Origin of the sequence: Dyadobacter sp. CY312 (assembly GCF_021390535.1) — a bacterium.
GTDB lineage: Bacteria > Bacteroidota > Bacteroidia > Cytophagales > Spirosomataceae > Dyadobacter.
In genome coordinates this window covers 261,565-281,242 of the sequence record NZ_JAJUXG010000012.1, presented here as the reverse complement: position 1 = coordinate 281,242, position 19,678 = coordinate 261,565, and the positions used below count along the sequence as shown (strand labels likewise).

15 protein-coding genes are annotated in these 19,678 nt (G+C 43.4%); 14 read left to right on the top strand and 1 reads right to left on the bottom strand.

What is annotated here, in order from left to right; genetic code table 11:
• Positions 1-15: 15 nt before the first annotated feature.
• The 14 genes from obgE to LZG71_RS17925 all read left to right on the top strand — a co-directional run bounded on the left by obgE (position 16) and on the right by LZG71_RS17925 (position 16,501).
• On the top strand, positions 16-1,020 hold the full coding sequence (gene obgE, locus LZG71_RS17990) for a GTPase ObgE (RefSeq protein WP_233822628.1): 1,005 nt from the start codon (positions 16-18) through the stop codon (positions 1,018-1,020).
• Between the two features lie 85 nt (positions 1,021-1,105).
• Positions 1,106-4,288 (top strand): T9SS type A sorting domain-containing protein, encoded by a 3,183-nt coding sequence (locus LZG71_RS17985; RefSeq protein ID WP_233822626.1) that lies wholly within the window; start codon positions 1,106-1,108, stop codon positions 4,286-4,288.
• 175 nt (positions 4,289-4,463) lie between these two features.
• A complete protein-coding gene (locus tag LZG71_RS17980; RefSeq protein ID WP_233822624.1) occupies positions 4,464-6,635 on the top strand; it encodes a T9SS type A sorting domain-containing protein in 2,172 nt (723 codons plus the stop codon).
• 165 nt (positions 6,636-6,800) lie between these two features.
• A complete protein-coding gene (locus tag LZG71_RS17975) occupies positions 6,801-7,175 on the top strand; it encodes an NADH-quinone oxidoreductase subunit A (RefSeq protein ID WP_233822622.1) in 375 nt (124 codons plus the stop codon).
• A gap of 115 nt (positions 7,176-7,290) precedes the next feature.
• Positions 7,291-7,833: an NADH-quinone oxidoreductase subunit B gene (locus LZG71_RS17970; RefSeq protein WP_131959598.1), complete on the top strand. Its 543-nt coding sequence runs from the start codon at positions 7,291-7,293 to the stop codon at positions 7,831-7,833.
• Positions 7,834-7,840: 7 nt separating this feature from the next.
• Positions 7,841-8,341 (top strand): NADH-quinone oxidoreductase subunit C, encoded by a 501-nt coding sequence (locus tag LZG71_RS17965; protein WP_233822620.1) that lies wholly within the window; start codon positions 7,841-7,843, stop codon positions 8,339-8,341.
• 23 nt (positions 8,342-8,364) lie between these two features.
• Positions 8,365-9,591, top strand: coding sequence for an NADH dehydrogenase (quinone) subunit D (gene nuoD, locus LZG71_RS17960; RefSeq protein WP_233822618.1), 1,227 nt, complete (start codon positions 8,365-8,367; stop codon positions 9,589-9,591).
• An 80-nt stretch (positions 9,592-9,671) separates the two neighbouring features.
• Positions 9,672-10,169: an NAD(P)H-dependent oxidoreductase subunit E gene (gene nuoE, locus LZG71_RS17955; RefSeq protein ID WP_233822616.1), complete on the top strand. Its 498-nt coding sequence runs from the start codon at positions 9,672-9,674 to the stop codon at positions 10,167-10,169.
• 30 nt (positions 10,170-10,199) lie between these two features.
• Entirely contained in the window at positions 10,200-11,540 is a 1,341-nt protein-coding gene (nuoF, locus tag LZG71_RS17950; RefSeq protein ID WP_233822614.1) for an NADH-quinone oxidoreductase subunit NuoF, read from the top strand.
• Positions 11,540-13,078: a glycosyltransferase family 39 protein gene (locus LZG71_RS17945; RefSeq protein ID WP_233822612.1), complete on the top strand. Its 1,539-nt coding sequence runs from the start codon at positions 11,540-11,542 to the stop codon at positions 13,076-13,078. Before nuoF ends, LZG71_RS17945 begins: the two co-directional genes overlap by 1 nt.
• Before the next feature lie 6 nt (positions 13,079-13,084).
• Positions 13,085-14,200, top strand: a complete 1,116-nt coding sequence (locus LZG71_RS17940; protein ID WP_233822611.1) for a 2Fe-2S iron-sulfur cluster-binding protein — start codon at positions 13,085-13,087, stop codon at positions 14,198-14,200.
• Positions 14,201-14,247: 47 nt separating this feature from the next.
• Entirely contained in the window at positions 14,248-15,327 is a 1,080-nt protein-coding gene (gene nuoH / locus LZG71_RS17935; protein ID WP_233822609.1) for an NADH-quinone oxidoreductase subunit NuoH, read from the top strand.
• Positions 15,328-15,348: 21 nt separating this feature from the next.
• Positions 15,349-15,942: an NADH-quinone oxidoreductase subunit I gene (locus tag LZG71_RS17930; protein ID WP_233822607.1), complete on the top strand. Its 594-nt coding sequence runs from the start codon at positions 15,349-15,351 to the stop codon at positions 15,940-15,942.
• A 40-nt stretch (positions 15,943-15,982) separates the two neighbouring features.
• A complete protein-coding gene (locus tag LZG71_RS17925; RefSeq protein ID WP_233822605.1) occupies positions 15,983-16,501 on the top strand; it encodes an NADH-quinone oxidoreductase subunit J in 519 nt (172 codons plus the stop codon).
• A 168-nt stretch (positions 16,502-16,669) separates the two neighbouring features.
• Here LZG71_RS17925 and gcvP read toward each other — a convergent pair whose 3' ends face one another.
• A complete protein-coding gene (gene gcvP, locus LZG71_RS17920; protein WP_233822603.1) occupies positions 16,670-19,558 on the bottom strand; it encodes an aminomethyl-transferring glycine dehydrogenase in 2,889 nt (962 codons plus the stop codon).
• Positions 19,559-19,678: the final 120 nt, after the last annotated feature.

Below are 19,678 nucleotides of genomic sequence, written 5' to 3'. Positions count from 1 at the left end.
TCAACAACACTAAGTATGGCGTCATCTAACTTTATTGACTATGTGAAAATCAACGTGCGTTCCGGTTCTGGCGGTGCGGGAGCTTTGCATTTCAGGCGCGAAAAACATGTTGAAAAAGGAGGCCCGGATGGTGGAGATGGCGGACGTGGGGGGCACATCATACTCAAGGGAAGTTCACAACTCTGGACGTTATTACACTTAAAATACACCAAGCACGTTAAAGCATTTGACGGAAAAGCTGGTGAAGGAGGCCGCAGATCCGGTTCCATCGGGAAAGACATTATTCTTGAAGTTCCACTCGGAACAGTTGCCAGAAATTCGGAAACCGGCGAACAGCTTTTTGAAATTACAGAGGACGGACAAGAAATTATTCTTTTAAAGGGCGGACGTGGTGGAATGGGAAATGACCATTTCAAATCAGCTACCAACCAAACGCCCCAACATGCACAACCTGGCGAAGCCGGACTTGAAGCATGGGTTATTCTTGAACTGAAAGTACTTGCCGATGTTGGTTTGGTTGGATTTCCCAACGCCGGAAAATCAACATTACTCTCCGCAGTTTCGGCAGCGCGCCCCGAAATTGCTGATTATCCCTTTACCACTTTGGTGCCCAACCTCGGTGTGGTACCCTATCGCGACTACAAATCGTTTGTAATGGCCGATATTCCGGGCATTATTGAAGGAGCCAGCCAGGGAAAAGGACTTGGGCTGCGTTTTCTGAGACACATAGAAAGAAATTCCATATTGTTATTTCTGGTTCCCGCAGACAGCGAGGATATTAAAGCCGAATACGAGACATTACTTCGTGAGCTGACCATTTACAACCCTTCACTTTTAGATAAAAGCCGAATCCTGGCCATTTCCAAATCCGACGTCATTCTTGACGAAGAACGAGAAGAGCTAAAAAGCAATATTCCCGATGGAATTCCGTATTTGTTTATATCCGCTGTAACACAAGAGGGTATAGAGCAATTAAAGGATCGTATTTGGGATGTGATCAACAATCCCCTTTCCGCTTAATAATTTTTTACTTTCAGAGGCAACCTATTGGTACATTATATGTGTCAATAGAGTTACTTTGGAATGAAATAACTATCCGGTTTTAATGAAATACTGTTTACCACTTGTTACCTGGGTCCTCATACTTACTGCATTTACGGATGTAAAAGCCCAGCTAAATATTGATTATCCGACCTCCCGCGCTGTGTTCCAGCGAGACAAAAACAACTCTGCAACCATTTACGTTTCAGGTAGTTTCACCAAAGTCGTTGATCGGATTGAGGCAAAACTCACTCCGATAAACGGCGGAAATAACGTAGATTGGATTACCATTCACGCCAATCCGCAGGGAGGATTTTTTGCAGGAAGCATCAGCTCCACGGGTGGCTGGTACAATCTTGAAGTAAGAGGCATGCGCGGTGATCAAAAAGTGGGTGAACACTCGGTTTCACCAATTGGTATAGGGGAAGTTTTCCTTATAGCAGGCCAATCCAATGGGCAAGGATTCGTTAACAAAGATGGATTTGACTTTGGCGCACAAAGAGCGAACGACGACCGTGTGAGTTGTATTGATTTTAATAATCACAATTCCTCCACCAGTGCATTGCCTTACCCTTCATTCACACACCTGGAATCTGATACACAGATTTCTCCTCGTGGACTTGGTGCCTGGAGTTGGGGAAAATTGGGAGACCTGCTCGCCAATCGTTTGCAAGTGCCTATTTTGTTTTACAATGTAGCCTGGGATGGAACCATTGTAAGGAGCTGGCGCGAAAGTATTACGGGCACAGCAAGATCTCCTTATATCGAGGATAGATTTGTTCCATACGAACCATCGGGAGCTCCATACAGTAATTTACGATCTGTTTTGCAATATTATGTACCCATTACAGGCGTCCGTGGAGTACTTTGGATACAGGGCGAAGGTGATAATCACTTTAACACTTCCTCAGATTCCTATGCCAGCGATTTACAGGCAGTAATTAACGCCAGCAGAAACGAGTCAGGCAAAAATATTTCCTGGATGGTTTCGCTTACTTCTTACAGTGACGCCAGAGTAGCTCCAGGAATTATAGATGCACAAAAAAAAGTAATTAGTACTGTTTCAAATGTATTTACAGGTCCCAATACAGATGTTATTCAAATACCAAGAACTGATAAGGATAAAGTTCATTTTCATCATGAAGGACTGACAACACTCGCAGAGGCTTGGAATAATCAACTTAACGACGATTACTTTTCACGGTCGGAGCCCTATAAGGCAGTTTCTCAATTGCAGGTAACCGCTAGTTGTGCTGGCAATAACAATGTATCACTTTCTGTTAATTCGAACGGCTACTCAAATATAAACTGGAGTACAGGATCAAATTCCAGCACAATACAGGTGGGGAACGGTACATACCGTGTTACCGCACGTGATGCGAAGGGAAATGTGATTTTTTCCCCGGAGATCAGGATCAATGAACCCATTACTCCTTCGCAACCCCAGGTTACCTTGCAGGGAAGTAACCCGGTTTGCCTTGGAAATACTGCCGTTTTAATTTCCAGTACCAATGACAACATTCGCTGGAATAATGGTGCAACCAATGATCATTTGACTGTCACCACTGGTGGGGAATATTTTGTTACTACCAGAAATGTGTACGGTTGTGAATCGTCATCTTCTAAAACTAACATTACCATTCTTACCTCACCGCTACCTGAAAAACCCACCATCAGTGCGTCGGGGGCCGTTACTTTCTGTGATGGCGGTGAAGTGAATTTACAGTCCAATTCCAAAGTAAATAATCTGTGGTCCAATGGCGCTAATACCGGATCCATCCAGGTACGGTCGTCCGGAGAATTCCGTGTGAGAGCCGTTGACAATTTAGGATGTTTTTCTCCTGAATCAGATCCTGTTACTGTAAAAGTCAATGCTTTACCGGCAAAACCAGCTATCAATTTAAGTGGCCCTTCAGACTTCTGTGAAGGAGGTAATGTTTCCCTTACATCGAGTTATGATAATGGGAATACGTGGAGCAATTCTGCTGTCGATAAAACAATTACCGTTAACCAATCGGGGACCTTTACCCTAAAACAGCGCGATTCTAACGGATGCGAATCCAACTCAGATCCGGTAACGATCAAAGTAAATCCTCTTCCGGCTACACCCTCTATAACCACTTTAAGACCAACTACATTCTGTTTACGTGATTTTACAACACTTAGAAGTAGCGAAACCCACGAATACCTGTGGAGTAACGGTGCAGGAGGACAGGAAGTTAATATTTACGAGTCTGGAAACTATACCATTTCAGCCCGTGACCAAAACGGTTGTGTATCCAAACCATCTGCCGGTGTTCAGGTGACAGTAAACCCGTTACCTCCCACGCCCGTTATTACAGCTGACGGCCCTACTGTCTTCTGTGCAGATTTGAGTGTAAATCTACAATCCACTACTGCCAACAGTTTCTTGTGGAGCAACGGATCTACCAGTCAGTCCATAAAGGTCACAAAAGATGGAACTTACAGTGTACAAACCATTAACCAGTTTCAATGTTATTCGGACCGAAGTAATGAAATCGGCGTATCAACACTCGCTCTTCCTCCTGCCCCACTCGTTACACCGCTTAGCGCCACCACATTTTGCGATGGTGATTTTGTAGCGTTACAGGCATCCAACGGAGCTAACTTTATATGGAACACTGGTTCCGAAAAAGATTCTATCCACGTTTTGACGTCTGGAGCCTACTCGGCAAGAGTTAAAGATTTACAAGGTTGTCTGTCTCCTTTTTCTTCGGAAATTACGGTAGATGTGAAACCATCTCCAACACCCCCGACAATCAGAAAAATTGGTGTTTTTACACTGCTGGCAGAAAACAATATTAACGACGGAGATCACGTATGGAAGCTTGAACAGACTGTTTTACCCGAAACAGGAACAACATTAAAGGCAGTTAAATCTGGCAGCTACGTAGTTAACAATACGGTGGTTTACAGCCCTACTCTAACATGTTTTTCCGATTACTCCGCTCCTTTCGTGTTTGTGGCAGATGATAAAAACAATGGCATGGTGGCCTATCCTAATCCATTAACCGATGGGAAATTGTTGATTGAAACGGTTCAGGATATAGTTAATGCAGAAGTGCAGATAATAGATATACGAGGTGTGATTCACAAAACTTACAGGACAGTTCAGTTTGACCAACGGCAGATCTTTAATATCTCAGATCTCGCATCAGGAATATACATTGTCCGAATCGTTTCTTCCACTTTCAATGCATCTCAAAAATTCATTGTGGTCAGATAGCCTCCAAAGCAAAACTGACAATTACTCCAGAAAAACGGAATAGTTATATTATTGACGAAATAATTTTTCTAAATTTGTCGTTCATTTGTCTAAAACTAATCTGTTAGACAAATCAGCCACTTTATCAAATCATTCTTTCTGACTATGAGAGACTTTACCTGTACCAATAAACCAAATGCATAGTAAATTCGCTACCAGGGTAATGCTTAAAACATTACTGTTGCTCTGCATCATACCCGCAACAGTATTTTCACAAATTACCATTACCTCTCCTATAACCAACTCCGTATACCAGAGGGATGTTACTGGCCAGCGCGAAGTAACCATTGCCGGTACATTCGCTGTACCTGTTGACAAAATTGAAGCAAGAGCCATTCCTGTGATTGAAGGTCAGGGAATAGCAACCGCATGGAAAGAACTGCAGGTAGCTCCTAAGGGAGGTGCTTATCAGGGGAATTTACTGATTTACGCCGGCTGGTACACTGTTGAGGTGCGCGGAACGGTTGCAGGCCAGGTAGTGGGACGTGCAGTGCTTCAGAGACTAGGCGTTGGTGAGGTATTTATTATAGCAGGTCAGTCTAACGCTCAAGGCTTGAAAAAATTCGGTGGTCCTTCTGCCGTTGACGATCGGGTTCAATACATCTCCAACTACATCAACGATGTTGTTGACAAACTTGATGATCCGCCAGTTCCTGTTTTTTCAAAAATTACTTCAAACACTAATTTCATTTCACCGCGTGGTCAAACTGCATGGTGCTGGGGAATATTGGGAGACATGCTTGTAACTAAACTGAACATGCCGGTTTTATTTATAAATACCGCCTGGGAAGGTACATCTGCAAAAGACTGGGCGCTAAGTTCACAAGGAAAACCGACCACCACGCCTTTTGGTTACACCATGCCTTTACACATGCCGTATGCCAATTTAAGGATTTCTGCACAAAACTATGCGAGCCAATATGGTTTGCGGGCAATACTATGGATGCAGGGCGAATCGGATGGTCTTAAAAATGATAAAGATAATAATTTAGTAGCCGGATACAGAGATAATCTACAAACGCTGATGAATAGCCTTGGTATCCATACAGGTAAGCGTATTACCTGGGTTATAGCCCGGACCAGCCGAATTGCCGAGTTTGAAACTGTACCCAATAAGATATATCCAGCCATTATTGCGGCTCAAAATGCCGTTATTGATCAAAGTTTTAATCCAACCTGGCCTGGCCCGGAGACTGACCCTCTTGACCCCGAACGACTTGGCGACGGGAATGGTGACAGAACACACTTCTCGGGTGTTAAATCGTTAACCCTACTTGCAAATGCCTGGAATGAAAGTCTGAATGCAAGCTTCTTTTCAAGGGTTCCACCGGTTGTATCAGAACCCGTTCCGGCACTTTCAGCAATTTGTACAACCGGAAACAACGGCGTCACTATTTCTTTGCCTACTACTTATAAATCTTACAGGTGGCAGAATGAAACTACAGGAGCTGTTATACCGGGAGCAACGGGAAGTTCAATAACCGTAAGCCAGGCTGGAAAATACAGTGCCGTGGTTAAAGATGATTTTGGCAACACCATTATTGCGTCGGCTGTAATTCTTGAAAAAGATGCAAAACCAGCTAAGCCAACCATTATGCAACAGGGACCTCAGCAAGCCTGTGCTGATTCTGCTTTCCAGTTTTCAGTAGCACCCGAAAATAATACGTACTCCTGGTTTGTAGCTGGCTCAACAAATGTATTAGGTACGGGCAGCTCCATCAAAATCGGAGAAGCGGGTAACTATCAGGTTAGGGCTCAGAATATTTTTGGATGTGTTTCCGACAATTCAGACGCTTCATCTCTTATAATACGCCCTGCAATCAGTAAGCCTGTAATTGAAGCGGGAGGTCCGTTTAGTGTTACTGCGAGTATTGCTGAGCAAGGTCTGAATGAAAAGTATCTCTGGCGTCGCCCAGGTTCCGACCAGGACACGACTGCTAACGTGATCAAAATCTTAAAAACAGGTATCTACTCTACCCGCGCTCAGGTTGTATTCACCCTTGGGAATAATTCATTAACCTGCTACTCTGATTCCGCATCGCGTGAGTTTAAAACGAACGAATCAAACGAAATAGTGATATATCCTAACCCAAGCCAGGGAGCAAGGATTTATGTGGAGTCCCGTGACGATATCAGAGACGCATCTGTAACACTTTACGATATCTTCGGCAGAGTAATCCGCATCACGCCTCCGGTATTACTAAACAGCAGACTGGAGCTGGACGTAAGTACCCTTGCTGCCGGCAAATACATCTTGCGTGTTACAGGCCAAAACACCAGTCTTACCAAGCAAATTGTGATCAGATAGATAATATTTATTTTTTTGTTTATAAATAAGCCCCGGTCTTCCGGGGCTTATTTAGTATGATACTAATTAGATAAAAGAAAAAGTAAAGAATTTGATTGATAAATTTGCAAAGGCTAATTTTGACTGATACAGGAAGAGTTATTACTTTTTGAAATAAAGTTATTGATGAAGAATTCATATTTCCCTTCGGACTACCTGCCTATTCTCGTTCAGTTTCTGCTGGCAGCAGGATTTATAGGCGGCACAATGATCGTAACGCATTTGATCGGACCCAGCCGTAAAAGCAAACTCAAAGATGATCCATTTGAATGTGGTATCGAATCTGTTGGTGACGCAAGAACACCCATATCTGTAAAGTACTTTCTTGTGGCGATTCTTTTTGTGTTGTTTGATGTGGAGGTAATCTTTATGTATCCATGGGCAGTTAATTTCAAAGAACTGGGAATGTTTGGCTTTGTTGAAATGTTATTGTTCATGGCGATGTTACTGTCCGGATTCTACTATATAATTCGTAAAGGAGTATTGAACTGGGAAGAGTAACACCCGCTTCCTCTCCTGAGAATTTTACAAACAAGCATATCGTCTCAAAGAGGAATCAGTTATATTGACAAATCTGGCTGACAGCTCAACGCTTACAGCCAAAAGCTTATAAATCATGAAAGAAGTAACTATAGCGGAAGCACCGCAAGGACATAGTGGATCAGGTTTTTTTGCTACCTCATTTGATGAAGCGATAGGTCTGGCGCGAAGTTATTCTTTATGGCCACTTCCATTTGCCACTTCATGCTGCGGTATTGAGTTCATGGCAACTATGGGAGCCCATTACGATATATCCCGTTTCGGTTCCGAACGTCCGAGTTTTTCACCCCGCCAGGCAGACCTTCTGATGGTGATGGGTACCATCGCGAAAAAAATGGCACCTGTAGTGAAGCAGGTATATCTCCAGATGGCGGAACCACGTTGGGTTCTTGCCGTGGGAGCATGTGCTTCCAGCGGTGGTATTTTCGATACATACAGCGTTTTACAGGGAATTGACCGTATTATTCCCGTAGACTGCTACGTGCCAGGATGCCCTCCGCGTCCTGAACAGATTATTGACGGACTGATGCACATTCAATATCTGGCACAGAATGAAAAACTCCGCAGAAGAAATACGGATGAATATCAACATTTGTTAGCATCATATAATATTCAATAATTACCCTATGCTAAGTAACCAGGAAGTAGCAGAAGAGCTATTGGGAAAATTTGGTGAGCAGGTGTATGACTTTGAAGAGCCATACGGATTGCTGACACTCTCAACAACCAGGGAAGATATTATCCCTGTTCTGGAGTTTCTGAAAGATCATAAATCATATCAGATCAATTTCCTTACGGATTTAACTGGTGTGCAGTATCCCGAGAACAAGGGACAGGAGTTTATGGTCGTGTATCACCTGCACAGTTTCATTCATAATTTCCGTATTCGTATTAAAGTATATATTCCGGAAGCAGACATTCACATTCCTACTGCAACAGGACTTTATGCTTCTGCAAACTGGATGGAGCGTGAAACCTTCGACTTTTACGGAATCCTTTTTGACGGCCATCCTAACCTGATTCGTATCCTGAATATTGAAGAGATGGATTACTTTCCAATGCGCAAGGAATATCCGCTGGAAGATGCAACTCGTGAGGATAAAATCGACGCTCTTTTTGGCCGATAACCCGTTACTGAACAAAGTAAGCTATGGCAGATATTGAATTATTACCACATAACGTACCTTCTCAGGCCGAGTTACCTGAATTGGTAGAAGAATTAACAACGCTAAACCTCGGTCCGACTCACCCTGCTACACACGGAATTTTTCAAAACATCCTGAAAATGGATGGCGAAAAGATCGTTTCTGGTGAACAAACCATTGGTTACATACATCGTGCCTTCGAAAAAATTGCTGAAAGGCGACCGTTCTATCAGATAACCACGCTGACAGACCGCATGAACTATTGTTCCTCTCCGATCAACAACTTCGGATGGCACATGACAGTTGAGAAATTACTACAGATTGAAGTTCCCAAGCGCGCTCAATACATACGCGTGATCATGATGGAACTGGCACGTATCTCCGACCATTTAATATGCAACAGTATCCTTGGTGTTGACACAGGAGCTTTCTCCGGATTCTTGTACGTTATGCAAAAACGTGAGGATATCTATGAGATTTATGAGGAAGTGTGCGGTGCACGGCTTACCACCAACATGGGGCGTATCGGAGGGATGGAACGTGACCTGTCTAGTACAGCAATTCGCAAAATCCGTGATTTCATCAAAACTTTTCCTCCTGTACTACAAGAGTTTGAAAAGTTGATGAGTCGTAACAGGATCTTTATGGACCGTACCATCAACGTTGGTGGTATATCTCTGGAAAGAGCACTTTCTTATGGCTTTACAGGCCCAAACCTCAGAGCAGCCGGGCTCGACTATGATGTGAGGGTAATGAATCCTTATTCTTCTTATGAAGATTTCGATTTCAGCATTCCGATCGGGCAAAGCGGTGACACATTTGATAGATACAATGTACGTATAGAAGAAATGTGGCAAAGCCTGAAAATCGTAGAACAGGCGCTCAACAATCTACCGGAAGGTCCATACTATGCTGACGCTCCTGAATATTATTTACCTCCTAAAAAAGAGGTTTATGGTAGCATGGAAGCACTTATTTACCATTTCAAAATCGTGATGGGCGAAATAGATGCTCCACACGGAGAGGTTTATCACGCAGTAGAAGGAGGCAACGGTGAGCTTGGTTTCTACCTGATCAGCGATGGCGGAAGGGCACCATACCGTTTACACTTCCGAAGACCAAGTTTTATATACTACCAGGCATTCCCTGAGATGTGCAAAGGAAGTACGCTTTCAGATGCGATTCTTACAATGAGTAGTCTGAATGTAATTGCAGGAGAGCTTGATGCTTAATTAACGAACTTAAAATGAACAACTGATCGGAGGCCGCTAATTCGGCAACCGTTTGATTTTCATAAGATCATATTATAAAAATGACTGAAACATCTAATCCTGTTGCTTTTACTCCCGAAAGACTGGCGAAAGTAAAAGAGATCATAGATCGTTACCCGGCCGGACGCCAGAAGTCGGCCTTGCTACCTGTGTTGCATGTCGCTCAGGAACAATGGGGATGGGTAAGTAGTGAAGTAATGGACTATGTGGCAGGTTTGCTGGACATTTTGCCCGTTGAAGTGTATGAGGTAGCAACGTTTTACACCATGTATCACCTCGATGCGGTTGGCAAACATGTAATTGAATATTGCCGTACTGGTCCTTGCTGCTTGATGGGCGGAGAAGAAATCTATGGTTACCTACAGGAAAAACTTGGAATTAAGGCCGGGGAAACTACGCCTGACGGACTTTTCACATTAAAAGAAGTGGAATGTCTTGCAGCCTGTGGCTGGGGCCCGGTGTTCCAGATACGTGAGAAATTTTATATGAATCTGACCCGTGAAAAGGTCGATGAAATTATAGACGAATTAAGCAAATAAGCCTTCAAAGGCTGAAAATTTGATCCTGCAATGGCTAGAAAAATATTAACAGAACATATAAACGTACCCGGAATCGAAACCTTCGAAGTTTATCGCAAACAAGGAGGATATGTCGCCGTTGAAAAAGCAATAAAAACCATGACTCCTGACGAGGTTGTGGAAGAAGCTAAGAAATCGGGCGTACGTGGAAGAGGAGGAGCAGGATTTCCGATGGGAATGAAATGGGGGTTTCTAGCCAAGCCCGAAGGAGTGCCGCGTTATCTGGTTTGTAATGCAGATGAGTCGGAGCCTGGTACTTTTAAGGATCATCACCTGATGAAATGTATTCCCCACTTATTAATTGAGGGAATGATCGTTTCCAGTTATGCATTGGGAGCCAACAAATCCTTCATATACGTTCGTGGCGAGTTGATGTATGTGATCCGCATTCTGGAAAAAGCCATAGAAGAAGCAAAAGCTCAGGGTTTCCTGGGGAAAAATATACTTGGAAGCGGTTACGATCTGGAACTTGTGGTGCAACCAGGAGGCGGAGCGTATATTTGCGGAGAAGAAACCGCATTACTTGAATCTCTGGAAGGGAAAAGAGGAAACCCAAGGAATAAACCACCATTTCCGGCGGTGAAAGGGCTTTATCAGTCGCCTACTGTTGTCAACAACGTGGAGTCAATCTCCAACATGCCATGGATTATTAACAATGGCGGTGATGCTTACGCAGCAATCGGAGTTGGGCGCAGTACGGGAACCAAGCTCATCTCAGCATCGGGTCATATACAAAAACCTGGTGTATACGAGATTGAGTTAGGCGTAAGCGTAGATGAGTTTCTTAATTCTGATGAGTACTGCGGAGGCATTCGCAAGGGTCATCATCTTAAAGCATTGGTTGCAGGAGGATCTTCTGTCCCGATTCTGCCAGCACATCTAATCACCAAAACCGCGAATGGTGAAGACCGGCTAATGAGTTACGAATCACTTTCGGACGGCGGTTTTGCAACCGGAACAATGTTGGGTTCCGGCGGATTTATCGTTTTTGACGAGACGGCATGTATCGTAAGGAATACCTGGAATTTTTCACGCTTCTACCATCACGAATCTTGCGGGCAGTGCAGCCCGTGCCGTGAAGGAACTGGCTGGATGGAGAAAGTGCTTCACCGAATTGAGCACGGACATGGAAGCATGCACGACATTGATCTGCTGGTGGATATCTCTAAAAAAATAGAAGGAAATACAATTTGTCCGCTTGGGGATGCAGCTGCATGGCCTGTTGCCAGCGCAATAAGGCACTTCCGCGACGAATTTGTTTGGCATATTACTCATCCGCAAGAAGCTTCACAACCCGGTGCTGTTTATATGGGTGAAATGACATTGGTATAATGAGTTTGAGTAATTGGTACAGTTGGCTTAATAGAAACATTCTTTTCTTTTCCTGTATTTTCGGATTAGTAAGCTTTGCTGTACTTCTTATCGTAAAAACCAAGGCAAGTTTAAGCTATCTGCCCGATATATCGGGCAGTGAAACAAGCACTATACTTCCTATACAGCTGCTCATAAACGGAGATCCGATATATACGAATCCTGAAGAAGCACCATTCAGGTTGACACAATATACCCCTCTCTACTTTTCCATTGTTTCGTTCTTTTACAAACTAACCAGCTGGACCGCATTCGAAGTTCATAAGGTTTTCCTTGCCAGCCGGGCCTTTTCCATTGGATTTACAATTTTAGCGAGTGTGTTATCCGGGTATATGGTATATCTGGTATCGATAAGAAACAGGATAGTATCTGTATTATCTGCTCTATTCATTTATCATGTCCTCGCTTTTTGGCTGCTAACAGGGTCCAGGCCCGATAGTCTTTTAGTTTTGCTTACTTCAGTATTGCTGCTGACTATTTACAAAGCAGCTAATTCGGATAAAAACAGCGAAGCTTGGTGGTATCTTGCCATTTTTATCGCTGTGTCGGCATTTTTTGTAAAACAAAGCGGGGCAATTCATTCCATTGCTATCGGAGTCTATTTTATAGTCATCCGGCAGTGGAAAATGCTATTCAGGATAACGCTGGCCGGAGTACTGTTTTTTTGTCTCCACCTCCTCATACTTCCTGTTAACACGATTCCACTATTTTTCACCAATATTATAGGCGGGGTTGCTAATTCAACCAGTTTCGACTGGTTCTATGACTGGACTCTGAAAAGTTGGGTTTTGCAATTTGCAATGCTAATGGTATTAAATTTGATGATTAGCGCCTATCACTTTGTGAAAAGACCAACTTCGTTTTTTCTATTTTTATCTATTGCCAGCCCCTTATTTTTTCTCTTCGCAACACTCACAAGTCTGAAAATAGGAGCTGGTGTTGGCTATTATCAGGATTACCTTATCTTAGCTGTAATACAAATCGCGGCTTTTTTCACCGACAAAAATGAGAGAAGTAAAATTGGAGGAGAATTTGGGCGCATAGGTATATCACTTTATCTGTTATTTGTGTATTTTTATTGTACTTTGTTTGTTTTCATGACTTACAAAAATGTGCTGTTAAATGATCAAAGCGCAACTTACATTGAGCAACGAAAAGTAGCTGAGTACCTGCTTACTGAAAAAGGGTTAAAGAAGGAGGATTGGATTTCGGTAGAGAGTAAAACTACATCGGACTATTTTATCCGACATTTTCTTTACAATCAAACGCTGACACCTTTTAAAGATTTGGTGTATCTAGCCAATAAAAACCAAACTTTTGATTTTTCAGAGTTTCGTAATATGATAGATAAAGGGCAGATTCACTATGTGATAACAGATCGTGGAAATTTCCCGAAAAACATCCTGAATTACAGTTTCGGGAATACACTTAAATTTAGCTCAACCATTGGGCCTTACGATATATACGAAAGTAAAATATTGCAGAATATTGAATTATAATTTCGCATGGAAGAAGTAAAACCACAATTGATAAAAATTACTTTCGACGGCATTGAAGTCGAAGTAGCGCCTGGAACAACCATCATGCAAGCTGCACGTAAAATTGCAGAAGCAGACGAAACACAGGCAGGATTGGTTCCTCCGGCAATGTGTTACTATAAACCACTTCCGGCTTCTGGCGGAAAATGCCGGGCATGCCTTGTCCGCGTTGCACAAGGTTCGGCCAAAGATCCACGTCCAATGCCTAAGCTTGTACCCTCTTGTATCACGCAGGTACAGGAAGGAATGGTAGTGGAAAACACAACCAACCCTGCTGTATTGGATACCCGCAAAAGCATTGTTGAGTTTCTATTGATAAACCACCCTCTTGATTGCCCTATATGCGATCAGGCTGGTGAATGCCATTTGCAGGATTTTGCTTTTGAGCATGGATCTGCCAAAACACGGTACGAAGAAGAGCGCAGAACCTTCGATAAGATCGATATTGGCCCTTATGTTCAGCTTCACATGACCAGGTGCATTCTTTGCTACCGTTGTGTTTACACCGCTGATCAGATCACCAATAAAAGAGAACATGGGGTGATGGGCCGCGGCGATGCATCCGAAATCAGTACCTATATAGAAAAAGCTATTGACAACGATTTTTCAGGAAACGTGATTGATGTATGTCCTGTTGGTGCATTAACGGATAAAACGTTCCGATTTAAAAATCGCGTGTGGTTCTCCAAACCGGAAGATGCGCATTGTGATTGTGAAAAATGCTCAGGAAAAGTTACCGTTTGGTATCGCGGAGACGAGGTGATCAGAGTAACTGCCAGAAAAAATACCTGGGGTGAAGTGAATGAATTCATTTGCAACACCTGCCGGTTTGAAAGAAAGAAAACCAGTGACTGGGTTCTCGAAGGGCCGACAAAGGTGAAACGCAGTTCGGTGATATCTGCTAATAAATACCGTGCTGATCTTGTTAAAAAACCTGATTTCGCCTTGAAGCTGGCTGCAACTCAGTTCAAAAATATTGATGATAGCCGCCCTTACGTAACCGATACAGAAACCATTCGTGAGCAAAGTATCGAAAACAACGACAAAGCGAATCATCGCTCATTATTAGCTCAAAATAACTAACTTCCAAAACACCGGAAGTGATTCATTAAATAACTGTGAACTAGAAAATGGAATTAACGGAGTTTGTCATCAAAACCATCACAATCGTTGTTGTGTTTGCCCTGACCCTCGTCATCGCCATGTATTCCACATGGGGAGAAAGAAAAGTGGCCGGTTTTATTCAGGATCGTATGGGGCCAAACCGTGCGGGACCAGGAGGTTTACTTCAGCCACTTGCTGATGCTGGAAAAATGTTTTTTAAAGAAGATTTCATTCCGGCTCTAGCAAACAAATGGCTTTTTATCGCCGGTCCAAGCTTAGCTATGCTCACGGCCCTGCTTGCAAGCGCAGTTATTCCATTCGGTAGTACTTTCCGTTGGGAAGGTCACGAAGTAGTATTGCAAGGTGTTGAATCAAACATTGGAATTCTATATGTGTTTGGTGTAGTTGCGCTTGGTGTGTACGGTATTATGGTCGGTGGCTGGGCATCCAATAACAAATTTTCTTTGCTTGGAGCAATTCGTGCCGCCTCTCAAAACATCAGCTACGAAGTAGCAATGGGATTGTCGCTCATTGCTATCCTCATGATGAGCAGCTCTCTATCTCTTGGTGAAATTGTGGCTCAGCAGCATGGCGGAAACTGGAATATTTTTTACCAGCCATTGGGCTTTATCATTTTTATTACCTGTTCTTTCGCAGAGTGTAACCGTGTACCTTTCGACCTTCCGGAATGCGAAACAGAACTTGTAGGTGGATACCATACCGAGTACGGAAGTATGAAACTTGGCTTTTATCTGTTTGCTGAATACATCAACATGTTCGTGTCGTCGGCGATTATATCAGTCCTTTATTTTGGTGGGTATAACTATCCGGGTATGGATTGGGTTTACAATCAACTCACTGCTGCACTGGGATCGCAAACCGGACACAACATCGCGACGCTTATAGGTACTGCAGTATTCTTCGGAAAGGCGCTATTCTTTATATTTTTCTATATGTGGGTACGCTGGACAATCCCGCGGTTCCGTTATGATCAGCTGATGAATCTGGGATGGAAAAAACTGATTCCTCTGGCTATCTTTAACATTATTATCACAGGTGCGGCGGTATTATTTCTTAAGCCGTTGATTACAGCCTGGTTGAATTAAAAACATATAATACAGTTTGCCATGCAATTGACTAATCGATCGAAGCAAGTAAGCAATAAAGAAATGACGCTGATGGAACGCGCCTACCTGCCGGCTATTGCTACCGGTCTGGCAATTACCATCAAGCACTTTTTTGCGAAAAAGGTCACCATACAATACCCTGAAGTAAAACGCTACCTTGGGCCGGTCTTCCGCGGACGTCATATTCTTAAAAGAGACGAAGATGGACGGGAAAGATGTACAGCCTGCGGGTTGTGCGCTGTTGCCTGTCCTGCAGAAGCAATATCTATGGTTGCTGCAGAACGTGTAAAAGGAGAGGAAACTCTTTACAGAGAAGAGAAATATGCAGCCGTTTATGAAGTTAACATGCTGCGTTGTATCTTCTGCGGGTTATGCGAGGAAGCTTGTCCCAAACAGGCAGTTTATCTGCGCCACGATGAATTTATTCCTGTTTTTTCTGACCGCGATCAGGTTATATGGGGAAAAGATCTGCTTGTGGAAGATATGAATAACCGCTACACCCGTGAAGCATGGACTAAGGAGGAGGCTCATGCTCTGGATGCGAAAAGAGCAAATGGTGAGGTTACCAATGTTGTTCCGCGGGCTATTCCCTGATCTTTGATATAAAAAATAAGAAGCAGTAACTAATTATTGTATGAATCCGACGCTGTCATTTTTCTATTTTCTTTCTGCCCTCACTGTGCTTAGTGCCTTGATGGTAATACTTTCCAAAAACCCGATACATAGTGTACTTTACCTGATTCTCACATTCTTCACACTTTCAGGTCATTATATTTTGCTTAACGCCCAGTTTTTGGCGGTTGTAAACATCATCGTATATGCAGGGGCCATTATGGTGCTATTCCTGTTTGTGATCATGTTCCTGAACATTAAACAGGATCAGGAGGAAACGAAAGCCAATATTGCTAAAATTGCAGGGGCCATTGTGGGAGGAACTCTTTTCGTTATTCTCTTTGGAGCGTATAGAAAAACGCTTATTCCTTCCTACAATCCGAATCAATTTGATTCCCAGATAGGGATGATTGAAAACTTAGGCAAAATGCTTTTCCGGGATTACCTCTTACCGTTTGAGCTTGCATCTGTTCTTTTACTTGTAGCCATGGTAGGGGCGGTAATGTTGGGTAAAAGAGAGATTGGAGAAAGGCATTTCTAAAAACTACTTCGTCTTTAAATACCAGGCGGATCCTCATCGATCCGCTTTTTTTGCGCTAATAACTCACATGTAGCGGATAAAAGTTTCTAATAGAAGCTATGAGCTGATAAAGAAAAGGGAGCTGCTCCCAAAAGAACAGCTCCCGATCATTATTATATTTCAATATGCCTATTCCACCTCAGCGTAAGCTTCGACAGGTATACAAGAGCAGATTAAATTCCTGTCTCCATAGGCACTGTCAACACGGCTCACACTTGGCCAGAATTTATTGAAGCGTAAATGAGGTAACGGGAAAACAGCTTTTTCGCGACTGTATGAACGGCTCCAATCCTCGCTCATTACCACACGTGATGTATGAGGAGCATTTTTAAGAACGTTGTCCACTTTGTCGGCTGAGCCATCCTCAACTTCCCTGATCTCATTTCTGATCGCGATCATGGTATCACAAAAACGATCCAGCTCTGCTTTTGATTCCGACTCAGTAGGTTCAATCATGAGTGTTCCTGCAACAGGGAAAGAAAGCGTCGGAGCATGGAATCCATAGTCCATCAGACGTTTTGCAATGTCCTCTGCTTCAACTCCGAATGCTTTGAAAGGTCTACAATCCAAAATCATCTCATGAGCACATCGTCCGTTGGTTCCCGTGTAGAGCACTTCATAATGTCCATTCAGGCGTTCCTTAACATAGTTTGCATTCAAAATAGCATATTTGGTAGCATTTGTAAGTCCGTCTCCACCCATCATAGAAATGTAGGCATAAGAGATAGTCAGAATGCTTGCACTACCGTAAGGAGCGGCAGAAACAGCGCCTGCTTCTCCGTTCGGAAGATGAACTGGTTGTACACTAAAATTAACGTGACCTGGAAGGAAAGGCATCAAATGTTCTGCAACTCCGATTGGACCAACGCCAGGACCGCCGCCACCGTGAGGTATACAGAAGGTCTTATGCAAATTCAGGTGACAAACATCCGCTCCGATACTGGCTGGACTGGTTAACCCAACCTGAGCATTCATATTCGCACCATCCATATATACCTGCCCGCCGTGCGAGTGGATCATTTCACAGATCTCTATAATACTTTCTTCATAAACGCCATGTGTTGATGGATAAGTTACCATCAGACAAGACAATTCATTGCTATATTGTTCAGCTCTTGCACGAAGATCTGCTACATCTATGTTTCCACGCTCATCGCATTTGGTAACCACCACTTTCATACCCGCCATCACCGCAGATGCAGGGTTTGTTCCGTGTGCAGAAGAAGGAATCAAAACAACATTTCTATGGAAATCGCCGCGGCTTTCATGGTAAGCACGAATGGCCATAAGTCCGGCGTATTCGCCCTGTGCTCCCGAATTCGGCTGGAATGACATCGCTGCAAAGCCTGTAATTTCACAAAGCCAGATATTTAGCTCACTTACTAGTTGCGCATACCCACCAACCTGATTGGTAGGAGCAAAAGGATGTATTGCGCCAAATTCAGGCCAGGTAAGCGGGATCATTTCAGCGGTAGCATTGAGCTTCATGGTACAACTTCCCAGGGAAATCATGGAGTGAACAAGAGAAAGATCCTTGTTTTCCAACGATTTCAAATAACGAAGCATTTCATGTTCCGTATGATGCTGATTGAAAACAGGATGCGTCAGATAAGACGACGTACGAGCAATGTTTTCAGGAATGAGAAGCTCCGCATCCTCATCTATAACAAGCTCACCCTGGAAGCCGGATACTTCGGCGAATACATTGAGAAGCGCAATAACATCATCAAAAGTCTTGGCTTCGTCAAACGAAACACCAATTGTTTCATCTTTATTGTATCTCAGATTGATACCCCATTTCTCCGCCTGTTCCTTGATTTTTCTAGCCAGGGGAGTCTGAACGGTAACTGTATCAAAATAATGGTCTGTCAAAACATTGTAATTGAATTTCCTCAGCGTCTCAACAAACAAGTGCGTAAGTCCATGTACCCGGGCAGCGATATTTTTAATTCCTTCCGGTCCGTGATATACAGAATACGCTCCTGCGATAACTGCTAACAGTACTTGCGCTGTACATATATTGGAAGTCGCCTTTTCACGACGAATATGCTGCTCCCGGGTTTGCAAAGCCATTCTCAACGCTGAATTACCTTCCGCATCAACTGAGATCCCGATAATTCTACCCGGAATATTCCGCTTGAATGATTCTTTGGTAGCAAAATATGCTGCATGAGGACCGCCATAGCCCATGGGTACCCCAAAACGCTGGGATGAGCCTACAACCACATCGGCACCCATTTCACCCGGGGATTTGAGAAGTGCTAAGGCTAGCAAATCCGCAGCTACGGCAACGGACAAGTTCACATCATGCGCAGCGGCAATAAAATCAGTATAGTCAATTACTTCACCATTTGTTGCCGGGTACTGAACCAGAACTGCATATAAATTTTCATCGGTAAGATCCACTGTAGCATGATTGCCCACCACGACGTCAATTCCAATTGGCTTTGCCCTGGTGTAGATCAGATCGATTGTCTGCGGATGACAAAGTTCAGAGACAAAAAAAGTATTTCCTTTCTTTCTTGCCGCAGGACGAAGACCGTGTAGCATCGTCATTGCCTCAGCAGCTGCTGTTGCCTCATCCAGAAGTGAAGCATTTGCAATTTCCATCCCCGTCAAATCGGTAATTACGGTTTGAAAATTCAAAAGCATTTCCAGCCTTCCCTGAGCAATCTCCGCCTGATAAGGTGTGTAAGCAGTATACCAGGCCGGGTTTTCAAGAATGTTACGCAAAATCACATTCGGTGTGATCGTATCGTAATATCCTGTTCCGATATATGATTTTAAAATAGCATTCTTACGGGCAACTTTTTTGATTCCCTGCAAAAACTCCTGCTCGGATTTCGCTTTCGGCAAATTTAATGGCTTTGGCAAACGAATGGCCGCCGGAAGCGTTTGGTCTATCAATTCATCCAAAGAAGCAGCTCCGACAGTACGCAACATGTCCTGTAACTCCTGCTCATCCTTACCATGATGACGGTTTTCGAATTTGTCCTGGCTACGAAGGTTAATTTTCATCTAACTTGGGCTAACAAGGCCGTTAATAAGTGGTTATAAAGTACAAAAGTAAGCAAATCCAATCAAATCTTTTGCAGAATGATGGCAATGCTTACTCTTGAATATGTACAAAATTAAATA

What these genes read in the sequence shown, in the direction of transcription:
- LZG71_RS17940 (WP_233822611.1), top strand. Translation starts at nt 13,085, where the DNA reads ATGGAAGAAGTAAAACCACAATTGATAAAAATTACTTTCGACGGCATT.
- nuoE (WP_233822616.1), top strand. Translation starts at nt 9,672, where the DNA reads ATGACTGAAACATCTAATCCTGTTGCTTTTACTCCCGAAAGACTGGCG.
- LZG71_RS17930 (WP_233822607.1), top strand. Translation starts at nt 15,349, where the DNA reads ATGCAATTGACTAATCGATCGAAGCAAGTAAGCAATAAAGAAATGACG.
- obgE (WP_233822628.1), top strand. Translation starts at nt 16, where the DNA reads ATGGCGTCATCTAACTTTATTGACTATGTGAAAATCAACGTGCGTTCC.
- gcvP (WP_233822603.1), bottom strand. Translation starts at nt 19,558, where the DNA reads ATGAAAATTAACCTTCGTAGCCAGGACAAATTCGAAAACCGTCATCAT.
- nuoH (WP_233822609.1), top strand. Translation starts at nt 14,248, where the DNA reads ATGGAATTAACGGAGTTTGTCATCAAAACCATCACAATCGTTGTTGTG.
- nuoF (WP_233822614.1), top strand. Translation starts at nt 10,200, where the DNA reads ATGGCTAGAAAAATATTAACAGAACATATAAACGTACCCGGAATCGAA.
- LZG71_RS17975 (WP_233822622.1), top strand. Translation starts at nt 6,801, where the DNA reads ATGAAGAATTCATATTTCCCTTCGGACTACCTGCCTATTCTCGTTCAG.
- LZG71_RS17965 (WP_233822620.1), top strand. Translation starts at nt 7,841, where the DNA reads ATGCTAAGTAACCAGGAAGTAGCAGAAGAGCTATTGGGAAAATTTGGT.
- LZG71_RS17970 (WP_131959598.1), top strand. Translation starts at nt 7,291, where the DNA reads ATGAAAGAAGTAACTATAGCGGAAGCACCGCAAGGACATAGTGGATCA.
- LZG71_RS17985 (WP_233822626.1), top strand. Translation starts at nt 1,106, where the DNA reads ATGAAATACTGTTTACCACTTGTTACCTGGGTCCTCATACTTACTGCA.
- LZG71_RS17925 (WP_233822605.1), top strand. Translation starts at nt 15,983, where the DNA reads ATGAATCCGACGCTGTCATTTTTCTATTTTCTTTCTGCCCTCACTGTG.
- nuoD (WP_233822618.1), top strand. Translation starts at nt 8,365, where the DNA reads ATGGCAGATATTGAATTATTACCACATAACGTACCTTCTCAGGCCGAG.
- LZG71_RS17945 (WP_233822612.1), top strand. Translation starts at nt 11,540, where the DNA reads ATGAGTTTGAGTAATTGGTACAGTTGGCTTAATAGAAACATTCTTTTC.
- LZG71_RS17980 (WP_233822624.1), top strand. Translation starts at nt 4,464, where the DNA reads ATGCATAGTAAATTCGCTACCAGGGTAATGCTTAAAACATTACTGTTG.